20 protein-coding genes are annotated in these 24,196 nt (G+C 60.1%); 9 read left to right on the top strand and 11 right to left on the bottom strand.

Translation table 11 applies throughout. The features are described from left to right. The first annotated feature begins 2 nt into the window (after nucleotides 1-2). Complete coding sequence (locus JWQ24_RS10600; RefSeq protein ID WP_299807396.1) at nucleotides 3-1,211, top strand: efflux RND transporter periplasmic adaptor subunit; 1,209 nt, start codon at nucleotides 3-5, stop codon at nucleotides 1,209-1,211. Continuing rightward, nucleotides 1,211-4,315: an efflux RND transporter permease subunit gene (locus tag JWQ24_RS10595; protein WP_299807394.1), complete on the top strand. Its 3,105-nt coding sequence runs from the start codon at nucleotides 1,211-1,213 to the stop codon at nucleotides 4,313-4,315. Before JWQ24_RS10600 ends, JWQ24_RS10595 begins: the two co-directional genes overlap by 1 nt. An 82-nt stretch (nucleotides 4,316-4,397) precedes the next feature. Here JWQ24_RS10595 and JWQ24_RS10590 read toward each other — a convergent pair whose 3' ends face one another. Next, nucleotides 4,398-4,802: a hypothetical protein gene (locus tag JWQ24_RS10590; protein WP_299807392.1), complete on the bottom strand. Its 405-nt coding sequence runs from the start codon at nucleotides 4,800-4,802 to the stop codon at nucleotides 4,398-4,400. Nucleotides 4,803-4,868: 66 nt separating this feature from the next. Next, nucleotides 4,869-5,645, bottom strand: a complete 777-nt coding sequence (locus JWQ24_RS10585; RefSeq protein ID WP_299807390.1) for a hypothetical protein — start codon at nucleotides 5,643-5,645, stop codon at nucleotides 4,869-4,871. A 245-nt stretch (nucleotides 5,646-5,890) separates the two neighbouring features. Between JWQ24_RS10585 and JWQ24_RS10580 the strand changes: the two genes are divergently transcribed. Genes JWQ24_RS10580 through fetB form a run of 4 tightly spaced genes read left to right on the top strand, consistent with a single transcriptional unit; the run spans nucleotide 5,891 to nucleotide 9,303 of the window. Then, nucleotides 5,891-6,553: a response regulator transcription factor gene (locus JWQ24_RS10580; protein WP_299807388.1), complete on the top strand. Its 663-nt coding sequence runs from the start codon at nucleotides 5,891-5,893 to the stop codon at nucleotides 6,551-6,553. Further along, entirely contained in the window at nucleotides 6,550-7,872 is a 1,323-nt protein-coding gene (locus JWQ24_RS10575) for an ATP-binding protein (protein WP_299807386.1), read from the top strand. The genes JWQ24_RS10580 and JWQ24_RS10575 overlap by 4 nt, the downstream gene beginning before the upstream one ends. Before the next feature lie 31 nt (nucleotides 7,873-7,903). After that, a complete protein-coding gene (locus tag JWQ24_RS10570; RefSeq protein WP_299807384.1) occupies nucleotides 7,904-8,512 on the top strand; it encodes an ABC transporter ATP-binding protein in 609 nt (202 codons plus the stop codon). Continuing rightward, nucleotides 8,509-9,303: an iron export ABC transporter permease subunit FetB gene (gene fetB, locus JWQ24_RS10565; protein WP_299807382.1), complete on the top strand. Its 795-nt coding sequence runs from the start codon at nucleotides 8,509-8,511 to the stop codon at nucleotides 9,301-9,303. The genes JWQ24_RS10570 and fetB overlap by 4 nt, the downstream gene beginning before the upstream one ends. A 388-nt stretch (nucleotides 9,304-9,691) precedes the next feature. Here fetB and JWQ24_RS10560 read toward each other — a convergent pair whose 3' ends face one another. From JWQ24_RS10560 to JWQ24_RS10545, 4 genes are all read right to left on the bottom strand, one after another. Then, entirely contained in the window at nucleotides 9,692-11,164 is a 1,473-nt protein-coding gene (locus JWQ24_RS10560; RefSeq protein ID WP_299807380.1) for a cytochrome c peroxidase, read from the bottom strand. Nucleotides 11,165-11,196: 32 nt separating this feature from the next. Beyond that, the gene (locus JWQ24_RS10555; RefSeq protein WP_299807378.1) at nucleotides 11,197-12,648 is read right to left on the bottom strand and encodes a catalase; all 1,452 of its coding nucleotides are present in this window, start codon (nucleotides 12,646-12,648) and stop codon (nucleotides 11,197-11,199) included. A gap of 73 nt (nucleotides 12,649-12,721) precedes the next feature. After that, nucleotides 12,722-13,702, bottom strand: a complete 981-nt coding sequence (locus JWQ24_RS10550; RefSeq protein ID WP_299807376.1) for an agmatinase — start codon at nucleotides 13,700-13,702, stop codon at nucleotides 12,722-12,724. Between the two features lie 61 nt (nucleotides 13,703-13,763). Continuing rightward, nucleotides 13,764-14,405 carry a glutathione S-transferase family protein gene (locus tag JWQ24_RS10545; RefSeq protein WP_299807374.1) on the bottom strand — a complete coding sequence of 214 codons (642 nt, stop codon included), beginning with the start codon at nucleotides 14,403-14,405 and terminating at the stop codon, nucleotides 13,764-13,766. A 172-nt stretch (nucleotides 14,406-14,577) separates the two neighbouring features. Here JWQ24_RS10545 and JWQ24_RS10540 point away from each other — a divergent pair, with 172 nt between their 5' ends. Beyond that, the gene (locus JWQ24_RS10540; RefSeq protein ID WP_299807372.1) at nucleotides 14,578-15,552 is read left to right on the top strand and encodes a GlxA family transcriptional regulator; all 975 of its coding nucleotides are present in this window, start codon (nucleotides 14,578-14,580) and stop codon (nucleotides 15,550-15,552) included. 219 nt (nucleotides 15,553-15,771) lie between these two features. Here the strand turns inward: JWQ24_RS10540 and JWQ24_RS10535 are convergent, their stop codons facing one another. Continuing rightward, the gene (locus tag JWQ24_RS10535) at nucleotides 15,772-16,710 is read right to left on the bottom strand and encodes a LysR substrate-binding domain-containing protein (protein WP_299807370.1); all 939 of its coding nucleotides are present in this window, start codon (nucleotides 16,708-16,710) and stop codon (nucleotides 15,772-15,774) included. 83 nt (nucleotides 16,711-16,793) lie between these two features. On the opposite strand from JWQ24_RS10535, the gene JWQ24_RS10530 reads away from it, so the two are divergent. Together JWQ24_RS10530 and JWQ24_RS10525 are read left to right on the top strand one after the other, a co-directional pair. Then, on the top strand, nucleotides 16,794-17,852 hold the full coding sequence (locus JWQ24_RS10530; RefSeq protein ID WP_299807368.1) for an aldo/keto reductase: 1,059 nt from the start codon (nucleotides 16,794-16,796) through the stop codon (nucleotides 17,850-17,852). Beyond that, nucleotides 17,845-18,426: an NAD(P)H-dependent oxidoreductase gene (locus tag JWQ24_RS10525; RefSeq protein ID WP_299807366.1), complete on the top strand. Its 582-nt coding sequence runs from the start codon at nucleotides 17,845-17,847 to the stop codon at nucleotides 18,424-18,426. The genes JWQ24_RS10530 and JWQ24_RS10525 overlap by 8 nt, the downstream gene beginning before the upstream one ends. Before the next feature lie 379 nt (nucleotides 18,427-18,805). Here the strand turns inward: JWQ24_RS10525 and JWQ24_RS10520 are convergent, their stop codons facing one another. The 4 genes from JWQ24_RS10520 to JWQ24_RS10505 form a co-directional block, all read right to left on the bottom strand. Next, a complete protein-coding gene (locus tag JWQ24_RS10520; RefSeq protein ID WP_299807364.1) occupies nucleotides 18,806-19,045 on the bottom strand; it encodes a hypothetical protein in 240 nt (79 codons plus the stop codon). A gap of 311 nt (nucleotides 19,046-19,356) precedes the next feature. Continuing rightward, complete coding sequence (locus JWQ24_RS10515) at nucleotides 19,357-19,611, bottom strand: hypothetical protein (RefSeq protein WP_299807362.1); 255 nt, start codon at nucleotides 19,609-19,611, stop codon at nucleotides 19,357-19,359. Nucleotides 19,612-19,637: 26 nt separating this feature from the next. Continuing rightward, nucleotides 19,638-20,822 carry an efflux RND transporter periplasmic adaptor subunit gene (locus JWQ24_RS10510; protein ID WP_299807361.1) on the bottom strand — a complete coding sequence of 395 codons (1,185 nt, stop codon included), beginning with the start codon at nucleotides 20,820-20,822 and terminating at the stop codon, nucleotides 19,638-19,640. A gap of 11 nt (nucleotides 20,823-20,833) precedes the next feature. After that, nucleotides 20,834-24,025, bottom strand: a complete 3,192-nt coding sequence (locus tag JWQ24_RS10505; RefSeq protein ID WP_299807360.1) for an efflux RND transporter permease subunit — start codon at nucleotides 24,023-24,025, stop codon at nucleotides 20,834-20,836. Nucleotides 24,026-24,196 lie beyond the last annotated feature (171 nt).

The following is a 24,196-nucleotide window of genomic DNA, read 5'->3' as shown; positions in this document are numbered from 1 at the left end:
ACGTGAGCGCTTCAAACGACCACCAGAACATCGGTAACGGCCAGCAGCTTCCCCTGCGCAGCCGACGTGCGCGCATCATCGTCGTTGTCAGCCTGATCGCAATGGCAGGCACCGGTGTCTTTTGGTATGGAAAGGCATACAGACCCGTTGCAAAATCGACTGCCGCCGCAGCAATCCCAGTCACCGCGGTCAAAGCGAGCGTACGTGATCTGCCGATCGAGCGCTCGGGACTTGGCACCGTCCTGCCGCTCAACCAGGTTGACGTAAAGGTCCGTGTCGACGGCCAGTTGCAACGCATTGCGTTCATCGAGGGGCAGGATGTTCAGGCCGGTGATCTGCTCGCCGAGATCGATCTGCGTCCCTACAAGGCGCAGCTTGATGGCGCCGAGGCGACATTGCAAAAAGATCTGGCCCAACTCGCCAGCGATCGCACGGAAGATGCACGCGCGGCCAAGCTGACGATCTCCGGCGCAGGCACCGGCCAGGCTGCCGATAAGGCCAAGGCGCAGGTCGCCATCATGCAGGCGACCGTGCTCGGCGATCAGGCTGCCGTCGATACGGCGAAGATCAACCTGAGTTATACGCACATCCTTGCCGCAATCACCGGTCGCGTCGGCCTCAAACAGATCAATCAAGGCGCCATCATCCACGCCAATGACACCACCGGTCTGGTGACGATCACACAGATCCATCCGATCTCGGTGCAGTTCTCGCTGCCGCAGGACGAGCTCCCGGATCTGCTCGCCGGCCAGGCGAAAGCACCGTTGCAGGTGACCGTCCACATCCGCGATGGATCGAAATTGCTCGCAACCGGCAGGCTGACTGTGATCGACAGCCAGGTCGACACGCTGACCGGCATGATCAAGCTGAAGGCGGAGTTCGACAACAACGATGGCAGCCTGTGGCCAGGTGAACTGGTGACGGCACGCGTCGTCGTCAGGAGCGACCGGAATACGACCGTCGTGCCGTCGGCCGCCGTTCAGAACGGCCAGAACGGCGCATATGTCTTCGTCATCAATCCCGCCAACACCGTCGCACTGGCGAAGATCAGGACTGGCCCAACGGTAGGCGATGTCACCGCACTGACCTCTGGCATCAATCCCGGCGATAACATCGTGCTCTCCGGCCAATCACGCCTGACGCAGGGCACATTGGTGTCCGTCACGCAGTCCGACAACAAGACAGCGTCCTCAGCGGCAAGGACGGAGTGATGAGCATCTCGGAGCTGTTCATCCGCCGGCCTGTCGGCACCTGTCTGCTGGCGCTGGGGCTCGTGCTTCTCGGCACTGTCGCCTATTTCATGCTGCCCGTGGCGCCGCTGCCGCAGGTCGACTTTCCGACTATTCAGGTCTCCGCCCAATTGCCCGGCGCGAGCGCCGAAACGATGGCGACTGCCGTAGCGACGCCTTTGGAAAACTCGCTGGCAACGAATGTCTCCGGCATTGCCCAGATGACGTCCACAAGCTCGTCCGGCCGCACCACCATCGTGCTGCAGTTCGACCTCGCCCGTGACATCAACGCCGCGTCTCAGGATGTGCAGGCCGCAATTTCGGCAGCAGCAGGAACGCTCCCCAAAAACCTGCCGAACCCGCCGACCTTCCACAAGGTCAATCCCGCGGAATTTACGCTGCTGACCCTGTCGCTCAGTTCCGACATCATGTCCACGACCGAGCTCGATCATTTCGCCGAAGACGTCATCGCTCAGCAGGTGTCGCAGATGTCTGGCGTCGGCCTCGTGGACTTCCATGGTCCGCAGCGGCCATCTGTTCGCATCAGGCTGGATCCCGACAAGGTCGCGTCGCGTGGCCTCACATTGGAAGACGTCCGCGCCATGATCGGCCAGCAGACCGTCAATGCGCCCAAGGGCACCCTAAGCAATGCGGACCGCACGGTGGTGCTCGACGCAACCGACCAACTGATCGACGCGCCGGCCTATCGCGGCATGGTGATCGCCTACCGCGACGGCGCGCCCGTGCTGCTGAGTGATCTCGGCACGTTGATCACCGCCCCTGAAGATACCCACCAGGCGGCGTGGCTGCAGGGCGCCCGCGCGGTCATGATCGACATCCACAAGCAAGCCGGTTTCAATGTGCTGAGTACGATCCAGTCGATCAAGGACCGGCTGCCCGCGCTTTCCGCCGGCCTGCCCGCGGCCATCACGCTGTCCGTGGTCGGCGATCGCACCCAGATCATTCAGGCGTCGGTCGACGACGTCCAGTTCACGATGCTGATCACCATCGCCCTCGTCGTCGCTGTTATCTTCGTGTTCCTGCGCAACGTCTGGGCAACGATTATCCCGAGCATCACAATTCCGCTGTCGCTGCTGGGCACATTCTGCGTGATGTATCTGCTCGGCTACAGCCTCGATAACCTGTCGCTGATGGGGCTGGTCATAGCGGTCGGCTTCGTTGTGGACGATGCGATCGTGGTGATCGAAAATGTCATCCGCCATCTCGAGATGGGCAAGACGAAGGTCCAGGCGGCCATCGAGGGCTCGCGCGAGGTCGGCTTCACTATCATCTCAATGACTGTCTCGCTGATCGCCGTCTTCATTCCTATCCTGTTGATGGGCGGCATCGTCGGACGGCTGTTCCGCGAATTCGCGGTCACCGTCAGCGTCGCCATCCTGATGTCGGGGCTGATCTCACTCACCGTTACGCCGATGATGTGTGCCTGGCTGATCGACGATAGCCATGACAAGTCACGTGGCCGTCTGTTTCGGTGGTCGGAACGGGCCTTCGAGTCAGTGACGAACGGCTATGCGCGTTGCCTCGACGTCGTATTGCGGCACCGGATCCTGACGCTGCTGGTCACAGTGGGGACGCTGGCGCTCACAGTCTGGCTTTACACAATCATGCCGAAAGGCTTCCTGCCGCAGCAGGACACCGGCTTCATCCAGGGGCAAGCGCAGGCGGCAACCGATATTTCCTTCGACCTGATGTCGACCAAGATGCAGCAGCTTGGCCACATCGCCTCGGCCGATCCCGATGTTTTCAATACCGTATACTGGATCAATCCCAGTCCCTCGGCGAGCGTCGGACAGATCCAGATCAACCTGAAGCCCTTCTCCGAACGAAAGTCCACCGCCGCAGAGATCCTGGCGCGCATCAAGGCGGCCACCATCAATATAGAAGGCCTGACGCTGGCGATGCAGATCCGCCAGGACATTCAGATCGGCGGCCGAGCATCGGCGGCACAGTATCAGTACACGCTACAAAGTGGGGATCTCGCCGAACTGGACAAATGGGCGAGCGTTCTGGCGAAGACCATGTCCGCTTTGCCCGGCATTCAGGACGTCACCTCCGACAAGCAGAAGGCCGCCACCAGCGCCACGCTCGTCATCGACCGACCCACGGCCGCCCGGCTCGGCGTCAGCGTGCAGGCCATCGATGACATCCTCTACGACGCCTTCGGACAGCGCCAAGTCGCGACGTTGTTCACGCAGGTCAGCCAGTATCACGTCGTTCAGGAGTTGGACCCCAGCTTCCAACTCGACACCGAAGCACTGACGCATCTCTATGTGCGCTCGTCGATCACGCAAAAGCTTATCCCCCTGAGCATGCTCGCCGCCGTGAAGATCGGCGTGCTTCCGGTCACGATCAATCATCAGGGCGCGCTGCCGGCGACGACGCTGTCGTTCAATCTGGCGCCCGGAGTCTCGCTCAGCGACGCCGTCACCGCGATCCGTGATGCCGAGGCCAAAGCCGGCATGCCCGTCAGCCTGACGGGCACGTTCCAAGGCACGGCGCAGGCGTTTCAGGAATCGCTCAAGAGCCAACCGTGGCTAATCCTGGCCGCCGTCATCGCGGTCTATATTGTGCTCGGCGTACTCTATGAGAGCGCCATTCACCCGCTGACCATCATCTCGACGCTGCCGTCGGCGGGGCTTGGCGCGCTGCTGGCGCTGTATCTGTTCGGACAAGATCTCTCGATCATGGGCATGATCGGCATCATCCTGCTGATTGGCATCGTCAAGAAGAACGCCATCATGATGATCGACTTCGCGCTCGAGGCGGAGCGCGAGCACGGCATGTCACCGGCGGAGTCGATCCGGCAGGCTTGCATTCTGCGATTCCGGCCGATCATGATGACGACCCTGGCCGCGCTGCTCGGCGCGCTACCGCTGGCTCTCGGCCACGGCCCCGGCGCCGAACTGCGAGTACCACTCGGCATCGCCATTGTCGGCGGCCTGGTCATTTCGCAGATCATGACGCTGTTCACGACACCCGTCGTGTATCTGGCCTTTGATCGGCTGTTCGGGCGCCTTGTTCGGGGCGCGAGCACAGCCGCCGCGCTCTCGAAGCAGGTCTTGTAAATTCATCGCGCGCACAGGGAAATGGCGACCACTTTCAAAAGGTGGCCTCCATGCTTGTCGCTCCAAAATCGTGTAGTTCACGTCATCCCGTCACGAGCGCATCCATCGTCGATAGAACGTTGGTGAGCGCCTGCTTGCACTTCGCCGCGTCCGGAGTGCTGGCGCGAACGGCGTCGAGCGCAGCGTCGATAGCCTTGTCCACCTTGTGCCAATCGGCCGCGGCCCGCGGCTTCAACCCGGCTTCGGCCTCGTCCCATTGCGTCTCGAGATCCTTGATACGGGTCTTCGCACCGGCAAGATCTCCCTTGTTTACCAAGGCTGCTGTATCAGCGACGATCGTCCGGAACGGCGTCAGATCTCCGAGCTTCGAGAGCGTTGCCGCCTGCGCCAAACTGATCAACTCAAACGAGCCTGACGGCACGAACTGGACGTGACCTCCCAGCACTGCCAAAATGCTAGCGGCCATCACAATTGATTTCTTGTTCATCGGCATTCTCCTCTAGGCTCGATCCGTACGTTATTGCGCGGATCGCGATACACGGTGTTTTGGTTCTCAGGCGGACCGCTTCGCCGACGGGCGATCAGTCGACAGCGTGACCCAAGCGACAAGAGCGACGATCCCGGTCAGGAATGCGAGGCTCGTATAGATCGTGCCCCAGCCGAAGCCGCCATAATTTTGGGCCTGCGAAAGCAGATCGCCGAGCGACGCACCCAGCGGTCGTGTCAGGATGTAAGCCAGCCAGAAGGCCAGGACCGCGTTTGCACCCGAAAAAAAATGAGCGACTGCGATGACGGCAATCAGGGCGGCAAAGACGAAGACACCGAGATCGAAGCCCAGACCCAGCGCTTCGGTCGCGAGATCGCCGGCAGCCGTTCCCAGTGCGAAGGTGAAGAGGATGGCCGTCCAATAGAACAGCTCGCGCCGGGTCGTGACGATCGTGTGGATCGACAGCGTTCGCTCGATCCCATACCAGACGGCAAAGGTGATAGCCAAAGCCACAGCGAATGCGGCGGTGCTCGCATAGAGGCTGACGTCCAGCTTGTCGGTCAAGACGTCGGTGATCTGCGTTCCCACCACACTGACGAGAACTACCGTCAGCCAGTAGACCCACGGCACGTAGCGTCGTGCCAACAGTTGCCTTGCCAACGACACCGCAAGGATGCAGACCATAATGAATCCGGTGACGGCCATCCCCAGACCGACATGCACAGCCAGATAGTCGGCTCCCGTTTCACCGACGGTGGTCGACATGATCTTGATCATCCAGAAGACGAGCGTTGCTTCCGGGACATTGTTCAGCATGTCTGATGGATTTGTCGGGTTGCCCATGTCTGATCTCCTCAAAGGCGGTGGAACCGCATCGCTGCGCTAAGGAGATCGTGGTTGCCGCAACTTAGAAGCGACATAGGGCATGACGTTTCGCAGCACAGATCTCGATGCATCTGCTTGCGCACCGGGATACCGACCGCCGGACATCGGCCCTGCATCCTTCGTTTTCACCTAAGTAACAGCTAAGTTTGACGAACGATAATTATCGTCCGGCCATCGCTGCCGATCCACGTGACAGGGTCCGAATGAGAGTTTTGCTGATCGAAGACGACCGGATGATTGGAGCAGCCGTCGAGCAGGCGTTGAAGGATGCCGCCTATGCCGTCGACTGGGTGATGGACGGCGAGACCGCCATTCAGGCCGCAAAGGTAGAAACTTACGAGGTTGCGCTGCTGGATCTGGGCCTGCCCGAAATAGACGGGACGGAAGTGCTCCGGCGCCTGCGGGCGAGCGGAAGGAAGCTGCCGGTGATCATCGTGACGGCACGCGACAGCATCGACGACAGGATCGGCGGTCTCGACCTCGGCGCAGATGATTTCCTCGTCAAGCCGTTCGAAATGCGCGAGCTGCTTGCCAGGATGAGGGCCGTGCTTCGCCGCCAGGGCAGCGGCTCATCACCTACTCTGAGCAACGGAAAGATCACTCTCGACCCTGCAACAAGGGAAGCCTCCTTTTCAGGCGAGACGACGATCGTCACCGCACGCGAATTTGCGCTTCTGCAAGCGCTGCTCACGCGCCCAGGCACCATTCTCTCCCGCACCGACCTGGAGCGCCAGATCTACGGTTGGAATGAGGAGATCGAGAGCAACGCGGTGGAGTATCTCATCCATACGCTCCGCAAGAAGCTCGGTGCGCTAGCGATCCGGAACGTCCGCGGAGTCGGCTGGATGGTCGATCGGCCGTCATGACCTATTCATTGCGCGGACGGCTGTTGATCGGGCTGGTTCTCATGATCCTGGGCGCAGGTATGGCCACCGGAGCGATCATCTTTCGATGGGCTTTCGACGAAGCGATCGAAATGCAGGATCGCACACTGACGCGGATCGCCGCCGTCACGCTGCAGACACGCTTTCCAACCGGCAAACCCATCAGCAGCGGCACCGATGATAAATCAGGGATCGTCATCGAAGAGCTGGGCAACAGACCCGATGGCAGCGCGGGGTCGCAGCTACTATGGCCGCTCAAAGAAGGACTGCACGTCGCAACACTCGATCAGCATCCTTGGCGGATTCTGCTGCGAACGCGCTCCGACGGCAGCCGCATCGTCGTCCGCCAGCCGACAGCCGCGCGCGACGGCATCGCGCGAGAGAGCGCCGTCTACGCGATCTTACCATTCGCAGCCGCCATGCCATTTCTGATGCTTGTGATCGCGCTCGTGGTGATGCAATCGCTACGCCCGATGGTCCAGCTCGCCGAACACCTTGATGCGCGACGATCGGATGACCTGAAGAAACTGCCACTGGAACGCACACCTCGCGAGCTTCACCCGTTCATCGACTCGATTAATCGTCTGCTAGACCGCGTGCAAGTGCTGCTGGAGCAACAACGGCGCTTCATCGCTGACGCATCCCACGAGCTACGGACGCCGATCACCGCGCTTAGCCTGCAAGCCGAAAACCTGGAACAAGCCGAGCTGTCCGAGGACGGCCGTAAACGCCTCGCGACATTGAGGGACGGCGCCCGCCGGACAAAGTGGCTGGTGGACCAGTTGCTGACCCTGGCGCGCTATGACATCGGCCACGCCACCGCGCCGGTCACCACATCGCTGGATCGGTGCGCCAAGGACGTGGTTGTCGACTTCCTGCTGGACGCCGTCTCGCACGACGTCGATCTCGGCTTCGACAGGATCGAACCGATAATCGTAAGCGGCGATTCGATCACGCTGACGACCGCGATCCGAAACCTCGTCGATAATGCCTTGAGATTTACACCGCGCGGCGGACGCGTCGATATCAGCGTGTTTGGCAACGGCGCCAACGCCGTGCTGGAAGTCAGGGATACCGGACCGGGCATTCCGCCCGGCGATCTCGACCATATCTTCGAACCCTTCGTTCGCGGCAGTCGCCCCAACGGAGACGGAACGGGCCTCGGCCTTTCAATCGTCAAGCGCGTCGCCGAACGCCTCGACGGGACGGTTTCACTCTCCAATATCGATGGCTCCGGCACGACTGGGTGCAGGGTTGTAATGACACTGCCCTTGGCTGCTCCGGAAGCTTCGAAGAGTTAGATGAGTAGCAGCCCGTGACAGAGCGCCACGAATGACAAATACCGGGCTGCGTATCTCGCATTTGCGGAATGCCTTCGCCGGCCCGGTGACGCTCGACGTCTCGGAAGCGACGTGCGCCGCCATCACGGGACCGTCTGGCTCCGGCAAGAGCCTTCTGTTGCGCATGGTCGCCGATCTGGATCCCAACTATGGCGAGGTCTGGCTCGACGGCAAATCACGTGGCACCATGCCCGCACCAGAATGGCGCAGACATGCGATCTATCTCTCCGCGGAATCCGGCTGGTGGTCCGACATGGTCGGTGACCATTTTGCCTCTGACGAGCGTCAGGCAGCCGCAGAGCTCGCGCAGCGACTCAGCATTCGGACGTCGGCCATGGATGCGCCCATCACTCAGTTGTCGACCGGCGAGAAACAGCGCCTCGCACTGATCCGTGCACTGGTCAAATCACCAAGGGTTCTGCTGCTCGACGAAGCCACGGCGGCACTCGACCCAGCGTCAGTCGAACGCGTCGAAACATTGCTGTCAGAATTCATGTCCCGCGGACGCGCGATTGTGCTCGTAACCCACGATCCAGAGCAGGCCGAGCGCATGGGCACGCGTCGATATCACATGAACTCAGGCCGACTGGTGCCCGCATGACGCCGATTTTACTGCATCCCCTGGATATTTTGATCGCTGCATCGCTGATCGTGTTCGACGCGCTGCTGTCGATCTGGCTCAGCCTGCGCCTGCACAAGCAACTCATCGTCGCGGCTGCGCGGATGGTGGTGCAGTTGATTGCGATCGGCATTCTCCTGCGCCTGATTTTTTTGATCGATAGCCCCGCAGCGACATTGTTGCTGGTCGCCGTCATGATCCTCGTCGCCGCCCGCGAAGTCGCGGCACGGCCCGAGGTTCGCTTCAAGAGCGGCGCCAATCTAGTCATCGGCATCTCCAGCGTGGGCTTTGCCACGCTGCTGACTGCCATCCTGGCGCTAACCACTGCGATACGTCCGCAGCCGTGGTATGACCCGCACTACGCCATACCACTCGCAGGCATTGTCCTCGGAAGCGTTCTCAATTCCGCAAGTCTCTCGCTCGATGCATTTCTCGAATCGGTCCGGCGCGAGCGCTTCGCCATCGAGGCCCGGCTTGCGCTGGGTGCGAGCTATCATGTCGCCATCGCGCCACTGGTGAGAAACGCAATCAGGCGCGGACTGCTGCCGGTGATCAACCAGATGTCTGCAGCAGGCATCGTCACCCTGCCCGGCATCATGACCGGGCAGATCCTGGCCGGCCTCGACCCGCTTGAAGTTGTCAAATACCAGATCCTCCTGATGTTCCTGCTCTCGGGAGGCAGCGGCCTCGCAGCCGCAACATCAGCCTATCTGGCATCATGGCGCCTCAAGGATGATCGCGACCGCCTTCGTTTGGATCGGCTGGCCATCTGAGGATTGGCATGCGCGATCCCGACGCAGCGCTCCTAAGGCGAGGCTAAGTCAGCAGGATCATCGTCGACCGGCAAAACATATTCAGGTCAGTCGCATGTATAATCCGCGTGAAGATGTTGTGAGCAATGTCCCGGAAGCCTCGCTAGGATTCTGGGTTATAACCGGCTGACGAGGTGGAACAGGAGCTGTCCGCCGGCTTGGGCGAAGGGCAGATAGAGGCCGGCTTCAGTTCAACGCTCTTGTGATCTCTTCCAACAATTCGTCCTCGGCATAGGGCTTCCTCGCTAAAGAGACCAAATGAGTAGACCGTCTTCATTGATCGAGCCATGTCATGCAGCCAGGACGGCCTCCGCACCGTTTGCTCGAATTTACAACAGACGCATCGTGCTCAAGGGCTCGGTGGCGTGGGCCGAGCTGATTTCGGACCGAAGGCCCTAGCCGTATCGCGCTGGGGACGATTTGTCCGCGCAAGTTCGCGTTGGCGCGCAAGCTCGATCACACCTTGATCCTTGTAATCCGGGCTCGTTAGCGATGCCAGGAATGCGACGAGGTCGTCAATGTCTCCCTCCGTCAGGGCGAGGGGCTGAATATCTCCATCCAGATACGGATTCTGCAGCCCGGCGCCTTTGTTATAGTGATCCACGACATCCCAAAGCGTCAGTTGTGAGCCGTCGTGAAAGTAAGGACCTGTAACCAATATGTTCCGGAGATTTGGTGTCTTGAAGGAGGCAGTATCGGACTCGTTCTTGGTGACGAGGAAGCGGCCAAGCGCTGACATGTCCGTCTGAATAGCGGCACGATCGACCGACGCCGCATCCTCCGAGTTGATGATCTGCTTGGCCTGCCGTGCCAGGGCAACGACGTTATGTCGGATGATACCTATACCGATGTTATGGAAGTCGTTATCGGTGAAGTTCGTGGCGTCCCGCACCTCTTCCGTCAACGCATGGCATTTGTTGCAACGGCCTCGGGTGTTGAAGAGCTCCCAGCCGCGCTTTGCTGACACGTCGATTGCGTTCGCGTCTCCGGCGACAAAGTAATCAAATGGGGAATCAAATGGGGAATCAAACGAAATTTGCGTTCGTTCATAGGACGCTATGGCGCGCAGCAAATCGGGACCATTCGGACTGCGGCCAAAGATATCACGAAAAGCTTGATCGTACTCCGCAATGGACGCAATGCGGGCGACAGCTTTATCGAGGCTGGGTTGGCCCATTTCGCTTGAATTGACGATCGGCTGCGCGGCCTGGTCCTCAAGCGTCCGGACGCGGCCGTCCCAAAACTGAGTCTTGTTATAAAGGGCGTTCAGGATAGTTGGCGCGTTTCGCTGGCCTACACGGCCTTTGATACCGATCGAGACTGGTCGACCGTCCGTGAACGCTTTTTTTGGGTCATGGCAGCTACTGCAAGCGACAGTCTCATCCGCAGATAAGCGACGCTCGAAGAACAGTTTCTGGCCGAGAGCAATTTTAGGAGGGGTCTGCGGATTGTCGGACGGTATCGTCACGCGGGTGTTGTCGGCAGAGACACCAGCCTGTTGAGGCGACTTTGGCTGGGCAAGCGGACCCGGTTCAAAAATACCTACATCATGGTCACCTTGCTGCTTCGTTCCGGCAGTTGCAACTTGGGCATCGGCATTCGCCATCTTGCCTGCAATCCCGCCGAGGATGAGCACCGGTGCGCCTCCTAGGATCAGCCACAACGTGACGTAGAATTGCGTGCGCTGCATGAGACCCTCGCGCTTCATTTTTGGACGTTCGGCACTTTCGAACGCAACAATGGCTGAATTGCAGGACAATGTGATATAGTGGCCAACACCCCCCAAGCAACTCACCGGGCTGGACGCATCGTCCAGCCCCATATGGTCGCCTCACATCCGGCAAGCCGACTAGCTCAACCCAGTTTGGCGAGAGCGGCTGCAACGCCAGCACCGTAGGCGGGATCCGCCTTCGTGCAATTGGCCACATGCCGTTCCTGGATGTGCTTTGCAGCGCCGCCGACTTGACGAGCCGTATTGTCGAACAGCGTATGCTTCTGTGCAGGAGTCATCTTGCGGAACAGATCGCCCGGCTGCTGGTAATGATCGTCGTCGACACGATGGTCCCAATGCGCCGCGGAGCCATCGATCTCCAGCGGGGGCTCGTTAAGTTGCGGCTGGTCGGTCCACTCACCTCGGCTATTGGGAAAGTAGGTCGGAGTTCCGCCGAGGTTACCGTCAGTGCGCATCGCACCGTCGCGGTGATAACTGTGGTACGGACATTTCGGCGCGTTGACCGGGATGTGGTGGTGATTGACGCCCAGCCGGTAGCGCTGTGCATCTCCATAGGAGAAGAGCCGCGCCTGCAGCATCTTGTCGGGCGAATAGCTGATGCCCGGCACGATATTAGCGGGAGAAAACGCCGCCTGTTCGACTTCGGCAAAGACGTTTTCAGGGTTTCGATTGAGTTCGAAATATCCGACCTCGATTAGCGGGAAGTCGCCCTTTGGCCAGACCTTGGTCAGGTCGAAGGGGTTGAAGGGGAAAGCCTTCGCCTGAGCGTCCGTCATCACCTGGATGAACAGCGTCCAGCGAGGGAAATTCCCGGCCTCGATGCTTTCGAAAAGATCGCGCTGATGGGTCTCGCGGTCTTTGCCGACAAGGGTCTCCGCTTCGGCATCCGCCAGATTCTGAATGCCCTGTTGGGTACGGAAGTGGAATTTGACCCAGATGCGCTCGTTTGCGGCGTTGAGGAAACTGTATGTGTGGCTGCCGAAGCCATGCATATGGCGGAAACTCCTCGGGATACCGCGCTCGCTCATGACAATCGTTACTTGATGCAGGGCTTCGGGCAGCAGCGTCCAGAAGTCCCAATTATTGTCGGCGCTGCGCATTCCAGTGCGCGGATCACGTTTGATGGCGTGGTTGAGGTCTGGGAACCGCAGCGGGTCGCGGAAGAAAAACACTGGCGTGTTGTTGCCGACGACATCCCAGTTGCCCTCCTCCGTATAGAACTTCAGCGCGAAGCCGCGGATATCGCGCTCGGCGTCTGCGGCCCCGCGCTCGCCGGCCACCGTCGAGAAGCGGGCGAACATCGGGGTCTGTTTACCGATCTGTGAAAATATCTTGGCCCTGGTGTAGCGTGAGATGTCGTGCGTGACGGTGAAGGTGCCGTGGCCGCCGGAGCCTTTGGCGTGCATGCGGCGCTCCGGGATCACCTCGCGGGCGAAATGGGCCAGCTTTTCGATGAGCCACACATCCTGCAACAGGGCAGGACCGCGCGGCCCGGCTGTCTGGATGTTGAGATTGTCCGTGACCGGCGAACCCGATGCATGGGCCAGGGGCGGTCGTTTGGATTCGTCGTTCATTGGGTTGCTCCTTTGGTAATATGGTTGGATGGATCATCACGGTGGCCGGACGGGCCAGGGCCGTTGATCGGTGTCATCTCCGCCGCTTGGCGCGTTGGTGGAAGATCGAACCGATGAAGTCGAGGCTGGTCCGTGCGGCAAGCAACGAAGTGATGCCTGATTGATCGTAGAGCGGACATACTTCGACGAAATCGACGCCTACCACCTCAAACCGCTTCGCGACTTCGCGTAGGAGGTCCTTAGCTTCATAGTAGGTGAAGCCGCCGTGGCTAATCGTTGCCGTTCCTGGCGCAATCGAAGGATCAAAGCTGTCAATGTCGATCGAGACGTAGACGCGTTCGCCGTCTGGAATATGTGCGAGTGATGCGACCGCGCCCTGAGCCCGGATCTTCCGCAGCGGAACGACGTGGGTGCCATAGGCCTTGGAAGCTTCCCAATCCTTGCGGCTCACGGCTGCCATGTTATGTGGCCCGAGCGTGGTGATACCCTTCACATGGGACATCTCGGAGGCGCGGCGCATCGGACTGCCATGCCCCCATGTGATGCCGTTGCGCCCGTCGATGAAGTCGAAATGGGCGTCGAGATGAACGATGTGGATCGGTTTCTCGTTTGCGAAAGCGGCGACGGTTGCCATGGTGATTGCGTGATCGCCACCCAAGATGTAGGGCATAGTCTTGGCGTCGAGTAACGCGCGCACGGCCTGTTCGGCATTGGCGAGGCTTCGCTTCGTATCGGCATAGATCACGTCGCTGTCGCCGGCGTCGACAATCTTCACTTCGCCGATCGTCAGATAAGTGACCTCATCCTCGAAATCGAAGACGCCCTCCGGTCCGAAGCCGTGGAACATGGAAGCCTCGCGGATTGCCCGCGGTCCGAATCGCGTGCCAACGCGATAGCTCGATGCCGTGTCGATCGGGATACCGAGGATGGCGACATCGGCGCCGTCGAGCTTATCCCAATCGGAGCATGCTGGTTGGCGAGCAAACGTTGCTAGACCGACGAAGGGTAAGTCCATCCGGTTGGGTGTGTTGCGGCTGGTTTTTTCGGGTGACATTGCAATGGTCCTTTCCGCGGACCGCGGAGACTCACCTCCGACTGCCGGATTGGTTGATCGCTCAGCAGATCTCGTCGGTGATGCCTTCGCGCGCATACGCGCGCCGTACCGACGGAAGAGCTGTTACCTTGTCGAGGAGCTTCGCGATGTTCGGACGCGAGCGCGGCGGCTTGGTCATCGGGCGCGCCCAGCGCGAGAGCATAATGAGATAGAAGTCGACGGCGCTAAGTTCATCGCCGAAGAATAGCGGACCGTTCGCCTTGAGATGATCTTCGACAACATCGAGGAAGATACTGGCGCGCGCTTCTGCGCCGTGCTTGACGGTTTCCCTCGCCGCCGCGTCCTCACCGGCCAGACGCTCCGGATATTGCCAGATCATCAACTCTTCCTGGAGCGAGTTCGTCAGGAAGGTCAGCCACTGATAGAATTTTGCGCGCTCAGGCGTGCCGACCTTCGGCGCAAGCCCGGCGCCGCGATGTTGATCGACAAGATGAAGCACGATGGCAGCGGCCTCCGACAAGACCAGACTGTTATCGACCAAGGTTGGGATACGCCCGTTCGGATTGATCTTCAGATATTCCTTGGATTTCTGAGCGTCCTTGGTCCGGTCGACGAGCAGAAGCTCATATTTGGCGCCAAGCTCTTCGAGCAGCATGTGAGGTGCTGCGCTGGCATTCGCCGGGAAATAGTGAAGTCGATACATCGGTACATTCCTGTTCGTGTTGCCCTAGTCAGGAAATAGAATTATGTGAGTTTGGCCACAATAACCGTAAGCCGACGATTTCGGCCAAAGCCGCGGCATATCTGGCCATGCGGCGTTTTGCTTCTCGCGCGCGAAGCGGCGCTACGGACGCGCAAAGAAGGGATGAAGGAACATGAGTGCAAAACCGGCGCGGAGCTCGATTGCGATTGTCGTGCCGCCGAACGCGCAATCGCTGGACGTGTCGGGTCCGCTCGACGCCTTTCTCGAAGCAAACCGTCAATCATCCGGCCGGGTTCACTACGATATCCGGCTGGTGGCCGTCGATGCCCGCAGAACGATCAGGGCAGGTGGCATGTCGTTGATCGCGGATACTTCGATTTTTGATGATTCCCAAGCTATCGATACACTTCTCGTCGCCGGAACGCCCGACTTTGCACTCGCTTATTCGAGCCAAGATTTTCACGGATGGCTGCGCCGCCGCGTGCCGAAGGCACGGAGATACGGCTCGGTATGCACGGGGGCATTTTTTCTCGGCGCGGCAGGCTTGCTTGACGGACTAAATGCAACGACGCACTGGCAACACGCGGCAGAACTCGCCGAACGCTTCCCGGCAGCCAAGGTCGTGCCGGACCAGATCTATGTCGAAGATGGCTCACTCTATACGGGCGCCGGGGTCACAGCCGGGATCGATCTTGCGTTAAAGTTGATCGAGGACGATCACGGTCGGGATCTCGCATTGATGGTCGCGCGTCGGTTGGTGGTATTTCTCAAACGCCCCGGAGGTCAATCACAGTTCAGCGTGCACCTTGCGGCGCAAATTGCAAACGAGGGGAGGATTCAGTCCGCGCAACACTGGATCCTCGACCATCTCCCGCTCGATCTTACTTTGACGTCCCTGGCGGGACGAGCCGCCATGAGCGTGCGCAATTTTTCGCGGGTGTTTCAGAACGAGACCGGTATTACGCCTGCAGACTTTGTCGAAATGGCGCGCGTGGATTCAGCCCGGCGTCTGCTGGAGGAAAGCGATACTCCATTGCAACGCGTGGCTTCGCGCTGCGGATTTGCGAGTCCAGATACAATGCGGCGGGCCTTCCTAAGGCGGATCGGCACCGGACCTAGTGACTATCGAGAACGATTTCGAAGATAGGTGTTCGAGGCTCAGTGCTGTCTACTTGCGAGAGCACGGGCTGCTGGCCAGTGCCTGAAGTTACTGAGAGATCCGAGTCGGTCATCTGAACCTCTCTGACAAAGAAGAGGATGCGCTCATGAGCTTCATGCAGGCGCTGACCGACGGATTTAAATCCGTCGGTCAAAAATAAATAGTCACGCTGACAACATTGATGTCTCATCAAATGCAATCAGGATCCTAGCCATCCGGGTGCTGCGGATAGATATTCATCAAGTTTAAAAAAGCGCGCGCGGCGTTATCTGACGGGCCTTGGTCTTCGCCGTCCGCTGCCAGATAAGCCACTACCAACTCCCAGCAAATTTCTGGCTCCGCCAGTTGGGCAATTCCGAGGGAGGGTCGGCGAGCTTCTGCGATCGCCTCAGGAAGCAGGGCAATTCCCATGCCCCGACTGACGAGTTCAAGCAGGGTTTCGAGATCACTGACCTCGAAGGCAATATGCCGGCTAACGCTGGCTCCGGAAAATCCCTGGTCGACCAGTTTTCGAGTGCCCCAGTCAGGTTCGAAATCCACAAAAGACTCGTCCTTCAGAGCAGCGAAGGAAATGTTGCTCGCTCCGGCGAGAGGGTGGCTTGGAGCGCATGCGACAACGAGTGCCTCACAAGCGATCATATCGCACTTGATATCGTCTGGAGATTCACTCAGCGGAAGAAACGCTAGATCGAGCCGGCCGCTTCTGATTTTCTCGAGAAGATCTGTCGAACTGCCCTGGCGTAGTCTGACTTCGACGCCAGGATACGCGGCATGAAATTTTTCGATGAGCGAGGGTAGATCCAAAAACGCCGGTAGGCTTTGGACTGTGCCGATGCTCAGTGATCCTCCTTTGAGATTGCGAACCGAAGCCACCGCGTCGCGGGCGTCCTGAATGGACTCGAGCGCGGTCCTCGCCTTGTCGAGCAACATCCGTCCGGCATCGGTCAGCCTGACCTGCCGCGTACTCCGGACAAATAGCTTGGCATCCAGTTCTTCCTCAAGCAGCCGGATCGAATTTGAAAGCGCCGATTGCACAATGTTCATGCGCTGCGCGGCCCGGGTGAAGTGCTTCTCCTCGGCGACGGCCACAAAATGCTGCAACTGGCGAATTTCCAAGACGAACGGCTCCTTATTTAGCTGTTCCATCGCTTAATGGCATCACTATATTCTATTGGAACGATGGGCAAGGGATACCCATGTTGCCTTCTCCAGCATGTGAGGAGAGCAATATGATTGAGCCCAGAAATTTACCGACAGACATTCCATTGCCGACGCGCCGTCTCGGTCTCACCGATATGCACATCACCCGCGTGGGGTTCGGCGCGTGGGCGATCGGCGGATCTGATTGGGCTGTCGGCTGGGGCACCCAGGACGACAAAGATTCGATTGCAGCCATTCGTCATGCCGTCGGTCGCGGCATCAACTGGATCGATACTGCTGCGGTCTACGGGCTCGGTCATTCGGAAGAGGTGGTTCGTCGGGCCCTTGCAGAGATGTCCGCGAACGAGCGTCCCTATATTTTCACCAAATGCGGTCTTGTCTGGAACGAAAACGACCGGAAAGCGCCGCCCCAGCAGGTCGGTGCTCCCGCAAACATCCGGCGCGAAGTGGAAGCGTCGCTCAAACGTCTCGGCGTTGAGCGTATCGATCTTTACCAGATGCATTGGCCAGCTGAGGATGGTACGCCGCTGCAGGACTACTGGCAAACGCTGCTGGATCTGAAGGCTGAAGGAAAAGTTCGCGCAGTTGGCTTGTCGAATCATAACGCCGCACAGCTCGATGCTGCCGAACTGCTCGGTCATGTGGATACGCTCCAGCCGCCTTTTTCCGCGATCCGTCGCGGTGTGGGCTCGGCGGAACTGCCTTGGTGCCATGCACACCACACCGGCGTGATCGTCTACAGCCCGATGCAGTCCGGATTGCTCTCTGGCCGCTTCACGCTCGCACGCGCGCAGGCGCTTCCGAAGGATGACTGGCGTTCGCGCAACCCTGAATATTCTAGCAAAAAACTGACGAGCAATCTCAAGCTTGCTGATGCCTTCCTGTCCATCGCTGATCGCTATCATACAACGGTCGCCGCGAGCGCGGTCGCGTGGACGCTTGCGTGGCCCGGCGTCACGGCTGCTATTGTCGGTGCCCGCAGTCCATCGCAGGTTGACGGGTGGATCAATGCAGCCAGCATCGAACTAACGAACGGCGATCTTGCAGAAATCGCAGCGGCGATTGAATCGACGGGAGCAGGCAGCGGTCCCTTGTCTCCATCCCGCGGGAGTACCATTCATGCATAAAATCGTCGGAAAGCCGCGCCTTGTCGGAATGGCGGGAAGCTTGCGCAGGTCCTCCTATTCGAGTGCCGTTTTGTCTGGGCTGCGAGAGAATCTCCTTCCTGCCGCTCAAATCGAAACCTGCGACCTGCGGCTTCCCCTCTACAACGAAGACGAAGATGGACCGGCTGCGCCGGAGGAAGTGAGAACATTTCGCGAGGCCATCTGGGCCAGCGACGGAGTTGTGATCGTTACACCGGAATACAATCACGGCATTCCCGGCGTCCTCAAAAATGCTTTGGATTGGGCCTCCCGGCCTTTCGGTGAATCGGCATTGATCGACAAACCGGTTCTGGTCATCTCGGTATCGCCCGCCTTCACGGGCGGTGTGCGGGCGCAGGCGCAGGTGAACGAGACCTTGCTTGCGATCGGAGCGGGAATCGTTACCGGACCCCAAGTCGTTATCGGCAGCATTACAGGCAAGATACAGGACGGCCTGCTCGTCGATGGAGAAAGTTTGAGATTTGCGCTTGGGGCTCTCGATCGTTTGATCGCGATGTCTCGGAACGATCGCACATCGCAACGATTATTGGCTTGAACCACGTATGCGGCGCGCGGGTTTGAGACTACCCGATGCCCGTCGCTCGCCTTCACCACCATGCCGAAAGCTGCCAGTGACCCGGTCCATATCCAGAGGGCCAAGTTCATCGAGAAGCTGGAGGAGCAGAAGCTGCTCCTGAGTGATCCGGACCATCCAGAGAATGCTCGAAGTGGAAGGCCAGCTCCGGGATCCGGCCGCCTGACTTCAACGCGGGTCGGCTTGTCTTTGGGTTGCGCCAAAACAATGTTGTCGGGCGGGCTGCCGGCTTCCGAATTTTGAAGTTCGGTCTTGAGTTCTTTCAGTACCTTTGATGCGTGCTCCAACGTACTTCAACTAGTGCCTGCCCTGCTGCGTCACACTTTCAATTTGCGGTTGTTCACTCAGGAGGTTTGAGTTCGCCTTTGATCCACGCACGTTCGATTGGATTTGGAACACCGCAATTCAGACAGACCCATTCGCAAAGACCGCTGTCGCGCATCTTCTCGATTTCATGGCGCTGCTGCATTTCGGGCAGATTTGGCGTGAATGCACGAAGTTTTCCTGAGTCGCCTTTGCGCGACCGGCAGACGTACCAGACGATAATTAGCGCAGAATGAGGAAGGCCGAAGCTCGTCACGTTGAATGCATGGAGATGGTTCGAATTGCTTCGTCGAGCGCCGCCCGGCTGGAGCGCACAGCCCGCCTCGATCGCATCGAGTGACCTAGTTCGACCTAGGGCCTAGCGACGAAGCAGTTACCTCCGCCTGATCCATTGTTCGCCGCCGGACCATTTTCCGCCCACTGAAGGCGAACCGTTCTCCTCATCCAGGCGGCATTGCCATTTGGCTTCTTCCGTCAGCCAAAATTCACGATGACGCGGATCCTGAAAGGCCCTTTCCCGGCATATCTTCACTTGTACTTTGCACGACTGCCGGCGGTCCACGAGCGTCACCATCTTTCCACGGGGCAACCCAGAGACTCCGCTTCTGCGACAGTGGCTCCGGACGGCACCCGCGAATACACCGATTCTCTACCTGCGGTCGCCGCGGCAATATCGGTATCGCTGACGCCGCCGAAGTTGCTTTCCGTGCTGCGGCTGCAGGGCACGGAAATCTCCGCCTGCTCGGCGTGGTAGCGCGATAGCGCGACTGCTCCGAACGTACTGATGGCAAGAGACATCAGAATGACTTTCGCGATCTTCATGGACTAACGACCATCCCGACCATCCTTTACTGGGCCTTTGGTGCGGCCGCAGCCGCCGCCTGCTTGGGGCCGCTCGCGATTTGCACGGCGTCGCCGGCGACGAGCGTCTCCGCCGGATTGTTGATCAGCCGGTCGGAGATCGACAGGCCAGCGGTAACCTCGACGGTGTCGCCGAAGTCGCGCCCGAGCTGCACCGTCTTGACGACCACCTTGTCTTCGCTGCCGACGAGCGCAACCTGCTTGCTCTGGCTTCCGGAGATCAGTGCCGTCGAAGGGATTGTGACAAGGTTGGGCGCGCTCGGCAGGCTGAAATGGACATTGCAGTAGCTGCCGCCGAAGAACTTTCCGGCGGCATTGTCGGCCTGCAGTTCGACCTGCATGCTGTGCGATGAAGCGTCGATCGACTGCGAGATGTGCGATACCACGGCTTCGAACTGCACGCCGGGATATTGCGGCATCTCGAAGGTCGCCTTGATGCCCGGCGCGAGGCCGGCCGTGAAGGCCTGCGGGACCTGCACGTAGATGCGCACGCGGTGCAGGTCGGAGACCTGGAACAAGGCCTGCCCGCTGCCGCCTGAACTGATCAGCATGCCGAGTTCGATGTTGCGCGCGGTGACGACGCCATCGAAGGGCGACGTCAAGGTCTTGAACGACTGCAGCGCCTCAAGCTGGCGAACGTTCGCCTCGTTTGCATCCACGACGGCTCTCTTGGCATCCGCATCCGCCTGGGTCTGGTCCGCAAGCTGCTGCGACACGATCTGCTTGCCGACCAGGATGCCATTCCGGTTGGCCGTCAGCGTCGCGATCTGCTCGTTGGCCTTGGCGCTGGCGAGCGTCGCCTTGGCCTGGCCGAGTTGCTGATCAAGGTCCGGAGCATCGATAACGGCGAGCACCTGCCCGGCCTTTACCGGCGAGCCGATGTCGTGATCCCACTTTTGCACGTACCCGTTCACGCGTGCATAGATCGCCGCCTTGTTGAAGGGCTGGATATTTCCCGGCAGCGTCAGCGCTTGCTGGGGGCTTGACAGAGCGAACTTCGCCAGCGCCACGGTTGGCACCGCCTGCGAAACCGTCCATTGCGCGATATCCCTGGTACTGCGGGCACGCTCGAAAAAGCCGTAACCGAGCACGACGGCTGCCACCAGCACCACCACGGACGCCGTGATCAGGAGGCTGCGCCGGCTGGGTGGCGTGATGGTTTTCGGTTGCATGTTGGTTCCGCTCAATTCGATGCTGCAGGTGCAGCGTGTGACTTGACGACCGTTTTTTGCTTGCGGCCGTGCACGAGACTGAAGATGGAGGGCACGAGAAACAGGGTGGCAAAGGTCGCAAACAGCAGTCCGCCGATCACGGCCCGTCCCAGCGGCATGTTCTGTCCGGGCTCGATCGCCATCGGCAACATGCCGATGATCATCGCGAGCGCGGTCATCACCACCGGGCGGAAGCGGGTGCTTCCCGCCTCGAAGGCGGCCCCCAAGGAATCCACTCCAGAAGCCAGTTGCTCCCGCGCGAAGCTGATGACCAGGATGCTGTTGGCGGTCGCGACGCCCATGCACATGATGGCGCCGGTAAGCGCGGGAACCGACAGCGTCGTCCCCGTGGCGAACAGCATCCAGACGATGCCGGCCAGCGCGGTCGGCAGCGCCATGATGATGACGAACGGATCCAGCCAGGACTGGAAGGTCACAACGATCAGCAAATAGATCAGCACGATCGCCACCGCGAGGCCGATGTAGAGCTGCTTGTAGGCGCTCGTCATGGTGGCGACCTGGCCGCGCAGCGTGACGGTGGCGCCCGTGGGCAGCTCGGAGGCGGTCGCGGCGACCACCTTGTTGATCTCAGCGGCGACCGCGCCGAGGTCGCGTCCCTGCGGCGTCGCGTAGATGTCGATGATCGGCTGCACATTGTAGTGCGACACCACGACATTGCTGTTCGACCGCTGGACGTCGGCGAGCGCGCCAACAAGCTGCGTGTTTGTCGACCCGGAGGCCGTGACCGGGATGTTTTTCAGCCCCGTCATGGTGTCGATGTCGCGCTGCGGGGTCTGCACGGAGACCGCGTAGGAGACGCCGTTGGCCGGGTTGAGCCAGTAGGTGGGGGCGGACTGCGAGCTGCCCGAAAGCGTCGTCAGCATCGCCGTGGCGACGTCCTTTTCGCTGAGGCCGGCGAGCGAGGTGAACGAGCGATCGACGTTTACGTTCAGCGTCGGCTGCTGGAACGCCTGCTGGATGCGCGCGTCGGCGATGCCCGGAATCTGCTTGATCTTCGTCAGCAGCGAGTTCGCATACTTGCGGTTGGCTGCGACGTCGCGGCCGGCGATCTGCAGGTCGATCGGAGCCGGCACGCCGAAGTTCAGCACCTGGCTGACGATATCCGCCGGCAGGAAGGCGAAGTCGGTGCCGGGAAACTGGCGCGGAAGCTGGGTCCGCATCGTCTTGATGTAATCGTCGGTCGGCGCGTGGTTGGCGCCGAGGCTGATCAGGATATCGGCGTCCGCGACGCCGATGGTGCCGGAATTGTTGTAGGCCATGTTGATGCCGCTGACCGTCAGGCCAATATTGGCGACGACGCCGGTCAGTTCATTGGCCGGAATGATGCCCTGGATCTCCGTCGTGATGCGGTCGGAGAGGCTGGTGGTTTCCTCGATCCGCGTTCCCGTCGGCGCCCGGATGTGCAGCTTGATCTGTCCAGCATCCACAGTCGGGAAGAAGTCCTGACCGAGAAATGGTGCCAGGCCGAATGACAGGACGCTGACGGCGAGAAACCCGATGATGACCGGAATTCGCGCCTTCAGGCATAGTTGCAGGATTCCCAGATAGCCCTCGTGTATCCGGTTGAACACGCGCTCAAAGCCCTGCTGGAAGCGTACCAGCGGATTGCGGCTTGGCGGCTTATCGAGGCCGTGGCCTCCGCTCTCCGCCGACGGCGAATGCTGGCCGCGCAACAGATAATTCGCGAGCGTCGGCACCAGCGTTCGCGACAGCACGTAGGACGCCGCCAGCGCCAGCATCACGGCCTCGGCCAGCGGCTGGAACAGATAGCCGGCGACGCCGCCGAGCCCGAACATCGGCACGAAGGCGATGCAGATGCACAAAACCGAGACCGTTGCCGGGATGACGATCTGCTGCGCGCCGTCGAGAATGGCCGTTTCGATGTCCTTCCCCTGCTCCATGTGCCAACTGATGTTCTCGATCGTCACCGTCGCGTCGTCGACCAAGATGCCGACCGCAAGCGCCAATCCGCCCAGCGTCATGACGTTGATGGTCTCGCCGAGCAGCGACAGCCCGGTCAACGCGGCCAAAATCGCCAGCGGGATCGACAGCGTAATGATCAGCGTGGAGCGCCAGCTTCCCAAGAATAGCAGGATCATGAAGCCCGTCAGCGTGGCGGCGATCACGCCCTCCCTGATCACGCTGCTCACCGCATCGGTGACGTACACCGATTGATCCCCGACCGCGATCAGCTTCAGGCTGTTCGGCAGCGTCGATGATACGGTCGGCAGCAGCGCCTTGATGCCGTTGACGATATCGAGTGTCGAACTTGCGCCCGCCTTCAGTATCGTCAGCAGGACCGCGCTGGCGCCGTTGACGTGCACCGCGTTGATCTGCGGCGGGTTGCCGTCGTGGACGTACGCGACGTCACGCATGTAGACCACAGTGCCGTTGACGGTCTTGACCGGCAGGTTGTTGAACGCATCGATCGCCTGCGGCGACCCGTTGAGGTTGACGGTGTATTCGTAAGTGCCAATCTTCTGGGTGCCCACCGGCGTGATCAGGTTCTGCAGCGACAGAGCGCTGATGACGTCGTTCGCCGAAACTCCATACTGGTGCAGCGCCTGCTGGTTCAGGTCCGCCTGCACCTGACGGACCTTGCCGCCGAACGGCAGCGGCAACGCCGCGCCGGGAACGGGCGCCAACGCAGGCCGGATGAAATTGAGCGCCGCATCATAGATCGCGGTCTCAGACATCTGACTGCTCGACAGCGCCAGCTGCAGGATCGGCACGCTGGAGGCGTTGAAGCTCACGATCAGGGGCGGCGTGATGCCGGGAGGCATCTGCTTCAGCACCGTCTGCGACATCCCGTTGACCTGCGCCAGCGCGGCGTTGATGTTGACCGTCGGCTGGAAGAAGATCTTGATGATCCCGTAATTGACTATCGACTGGGACTCGATGTGCTCGATGTCGTTGACGCTGTTGGGCAGCGAGCGTTCGTAGAACGTTACGATGCGTCCGGCCATGTCGTCGGCCGGAAGTCCCGTGTAGCTGAATACCACGCTGATGACCGGGATGTTGATGTTCGGGAAGATGTCGGTCGGAGTCCGCAGCGCCGACGACACGCCGAACATCAGGATCAGCACGGCCATCACGATGAACGTGTATGGACGGCTTAGGGCGAGACGAACAATTCCGATCATGGGACGCTTTCGGGTCTATCGGTTCCGGCTTCGAACCGGGCGCGGCGCCGTCGTTTGCCGGAAAGCGCCGCAACGACGCACGTGCCTGGCTTTCGAAAAGCCCGGGCATATCGTAAGGTAGGGTTGATCTACCCATTCGTAAAATGCATTCTCTTCATTCTGACATGTCCG

Origin of the sequence: Tardiphaga sp., from assembly GCF_028290495.1 — a bacterium.
Taxonomy (GTDB): domain Bacteria; phylum Pseudomonadota; class Alphaproteobacteria; order Rhizobiales; family Xanthobacteraceae; genus Tardiphaga.
This window is presented reverse-complemented; position numbering and strand designations above follow the sequence as displayed.

Coding starts and splice junctions, on each gene's coding strand:
- JWQ24_RS10595 (WP_299807394.1), top strand. CDS start 1,211: ATGAGCATCTCGGAGCTGTTCATCCGCCGGCCTGTCGGCACCTGTCTG.
- JWQ24_RS10590 (WP_299807392.1), bottom strand. CDS start 4,802: ATGAACAAGAAATCAATTGTGATGGCCGCTAGCATTTTGGCAGTGCTG.
- JWQ24_RS10585 (WP_299807390.1), bottom strand. CDS start 5,645: ATGGGCAACCCGACAAATCCATCAGACATGCTGAACAATGTCCCGGAA.
- JWQ24_RS10580 (WP_299807388.1), top strand. CDS start 5,891: ATGAGAGTTTTGCTGATCGAAGACGACCGGATGATTGGAGCAGCCGTC.
- JWQ24_RS10575 (WP_299807386.1), top strand. CDS start 6,550: ATGACCTATTCATTGCGCGGACGGCTGTTGATCGGGCTGGTTCTCATG.
- JWQ24_RS10570 (WP_299807384.1), top strand. CDS start 7,904: ATGACAAATACCGGGCTGCGTATCTCGCATTTGCGGAATGCCTTCGCC.
- fetB (WP_299807382.1), top strand. CDS start 8,509: ATGACGCCGATTTTACTGCATCCCCTGGATATTTTGATCGCTGCATCG.
- JWQ24_RS10560 (WP_299807380.1), bottom strand. CDS start 11,164: ATGGGGCTGGACGATGCGTCCAGCCCGGTGAGTTGCTTGGGGGGTGTT.
- JWQ24_RS10555 (WP_299807378.1), bottom strand. CDS start 12,648: ATGAACGACGAATCCAAACGACCGCCCCTGGCCCATGCATCGGGTTCG.
- JWQ24_RS10550 (WP_299807376.1), bottom strand. CDS start 13,702: ATGTCACCCGAAAAAACCAGCCGCAACACACCCAACCGGATGGACTTA.
- JWQ24_RS10545 (WP_299807374.1), bottom strand. CDS start 14,405: ATGTATCGACTTCACTATTTCCCGGCGAATGCCAGCGCAGCACCTCAC.
- JWQ24_RS10540 (WP_299807372.1), top strand. CDS start 14,578: ATGAGTGCAAAACCGGCGCGGAGCTCGATTGCGATTGTCGTGCCGCCG.
- JWQ24_RS10535 (WP_299807370.1), bottom strand. CDS start 16,710: ATGGAACAGCTAAATAAGGAGCCGTTCGTCTTGGAAATTCGCCAGTTG.
- JWQ24_RS10530 (WP_299807368.1), top strand. CDS start 16,794: ATGATTGAGCCCAGAAATTTACCGACAGACATTCCATTGCCGACGCGC.
- JWQ24_RS10525 (WP_299807366.1), top strand. CDS start 17,845: ATGCATAAAATCGTCGGAAAGCCGCGCCTTGTCGGAATGGCGGGAAGC.
- JWQ24_RS10515 (WP_299807362.1), bottom strand. CDS start 19,611: ATGAAGATCGCGAAAGTCATTCTGATGTCTCTTGCCATCAGTACGTTC.
- JWQ24_RS10510 (WP_299807361.1), bottom strand. CDS start 20,822: ATGCAACCGAAAACCATCACGCCACCCAGCCGGCGCAGCCTCCTGATC.
- JWQ24_RS10505 (WP_299807360.1), bottom strand. CDS start 24,025: ATGATCGGAATTGTTCGTCTCGCCCTAAGCCGTCCATACACGTTCATC.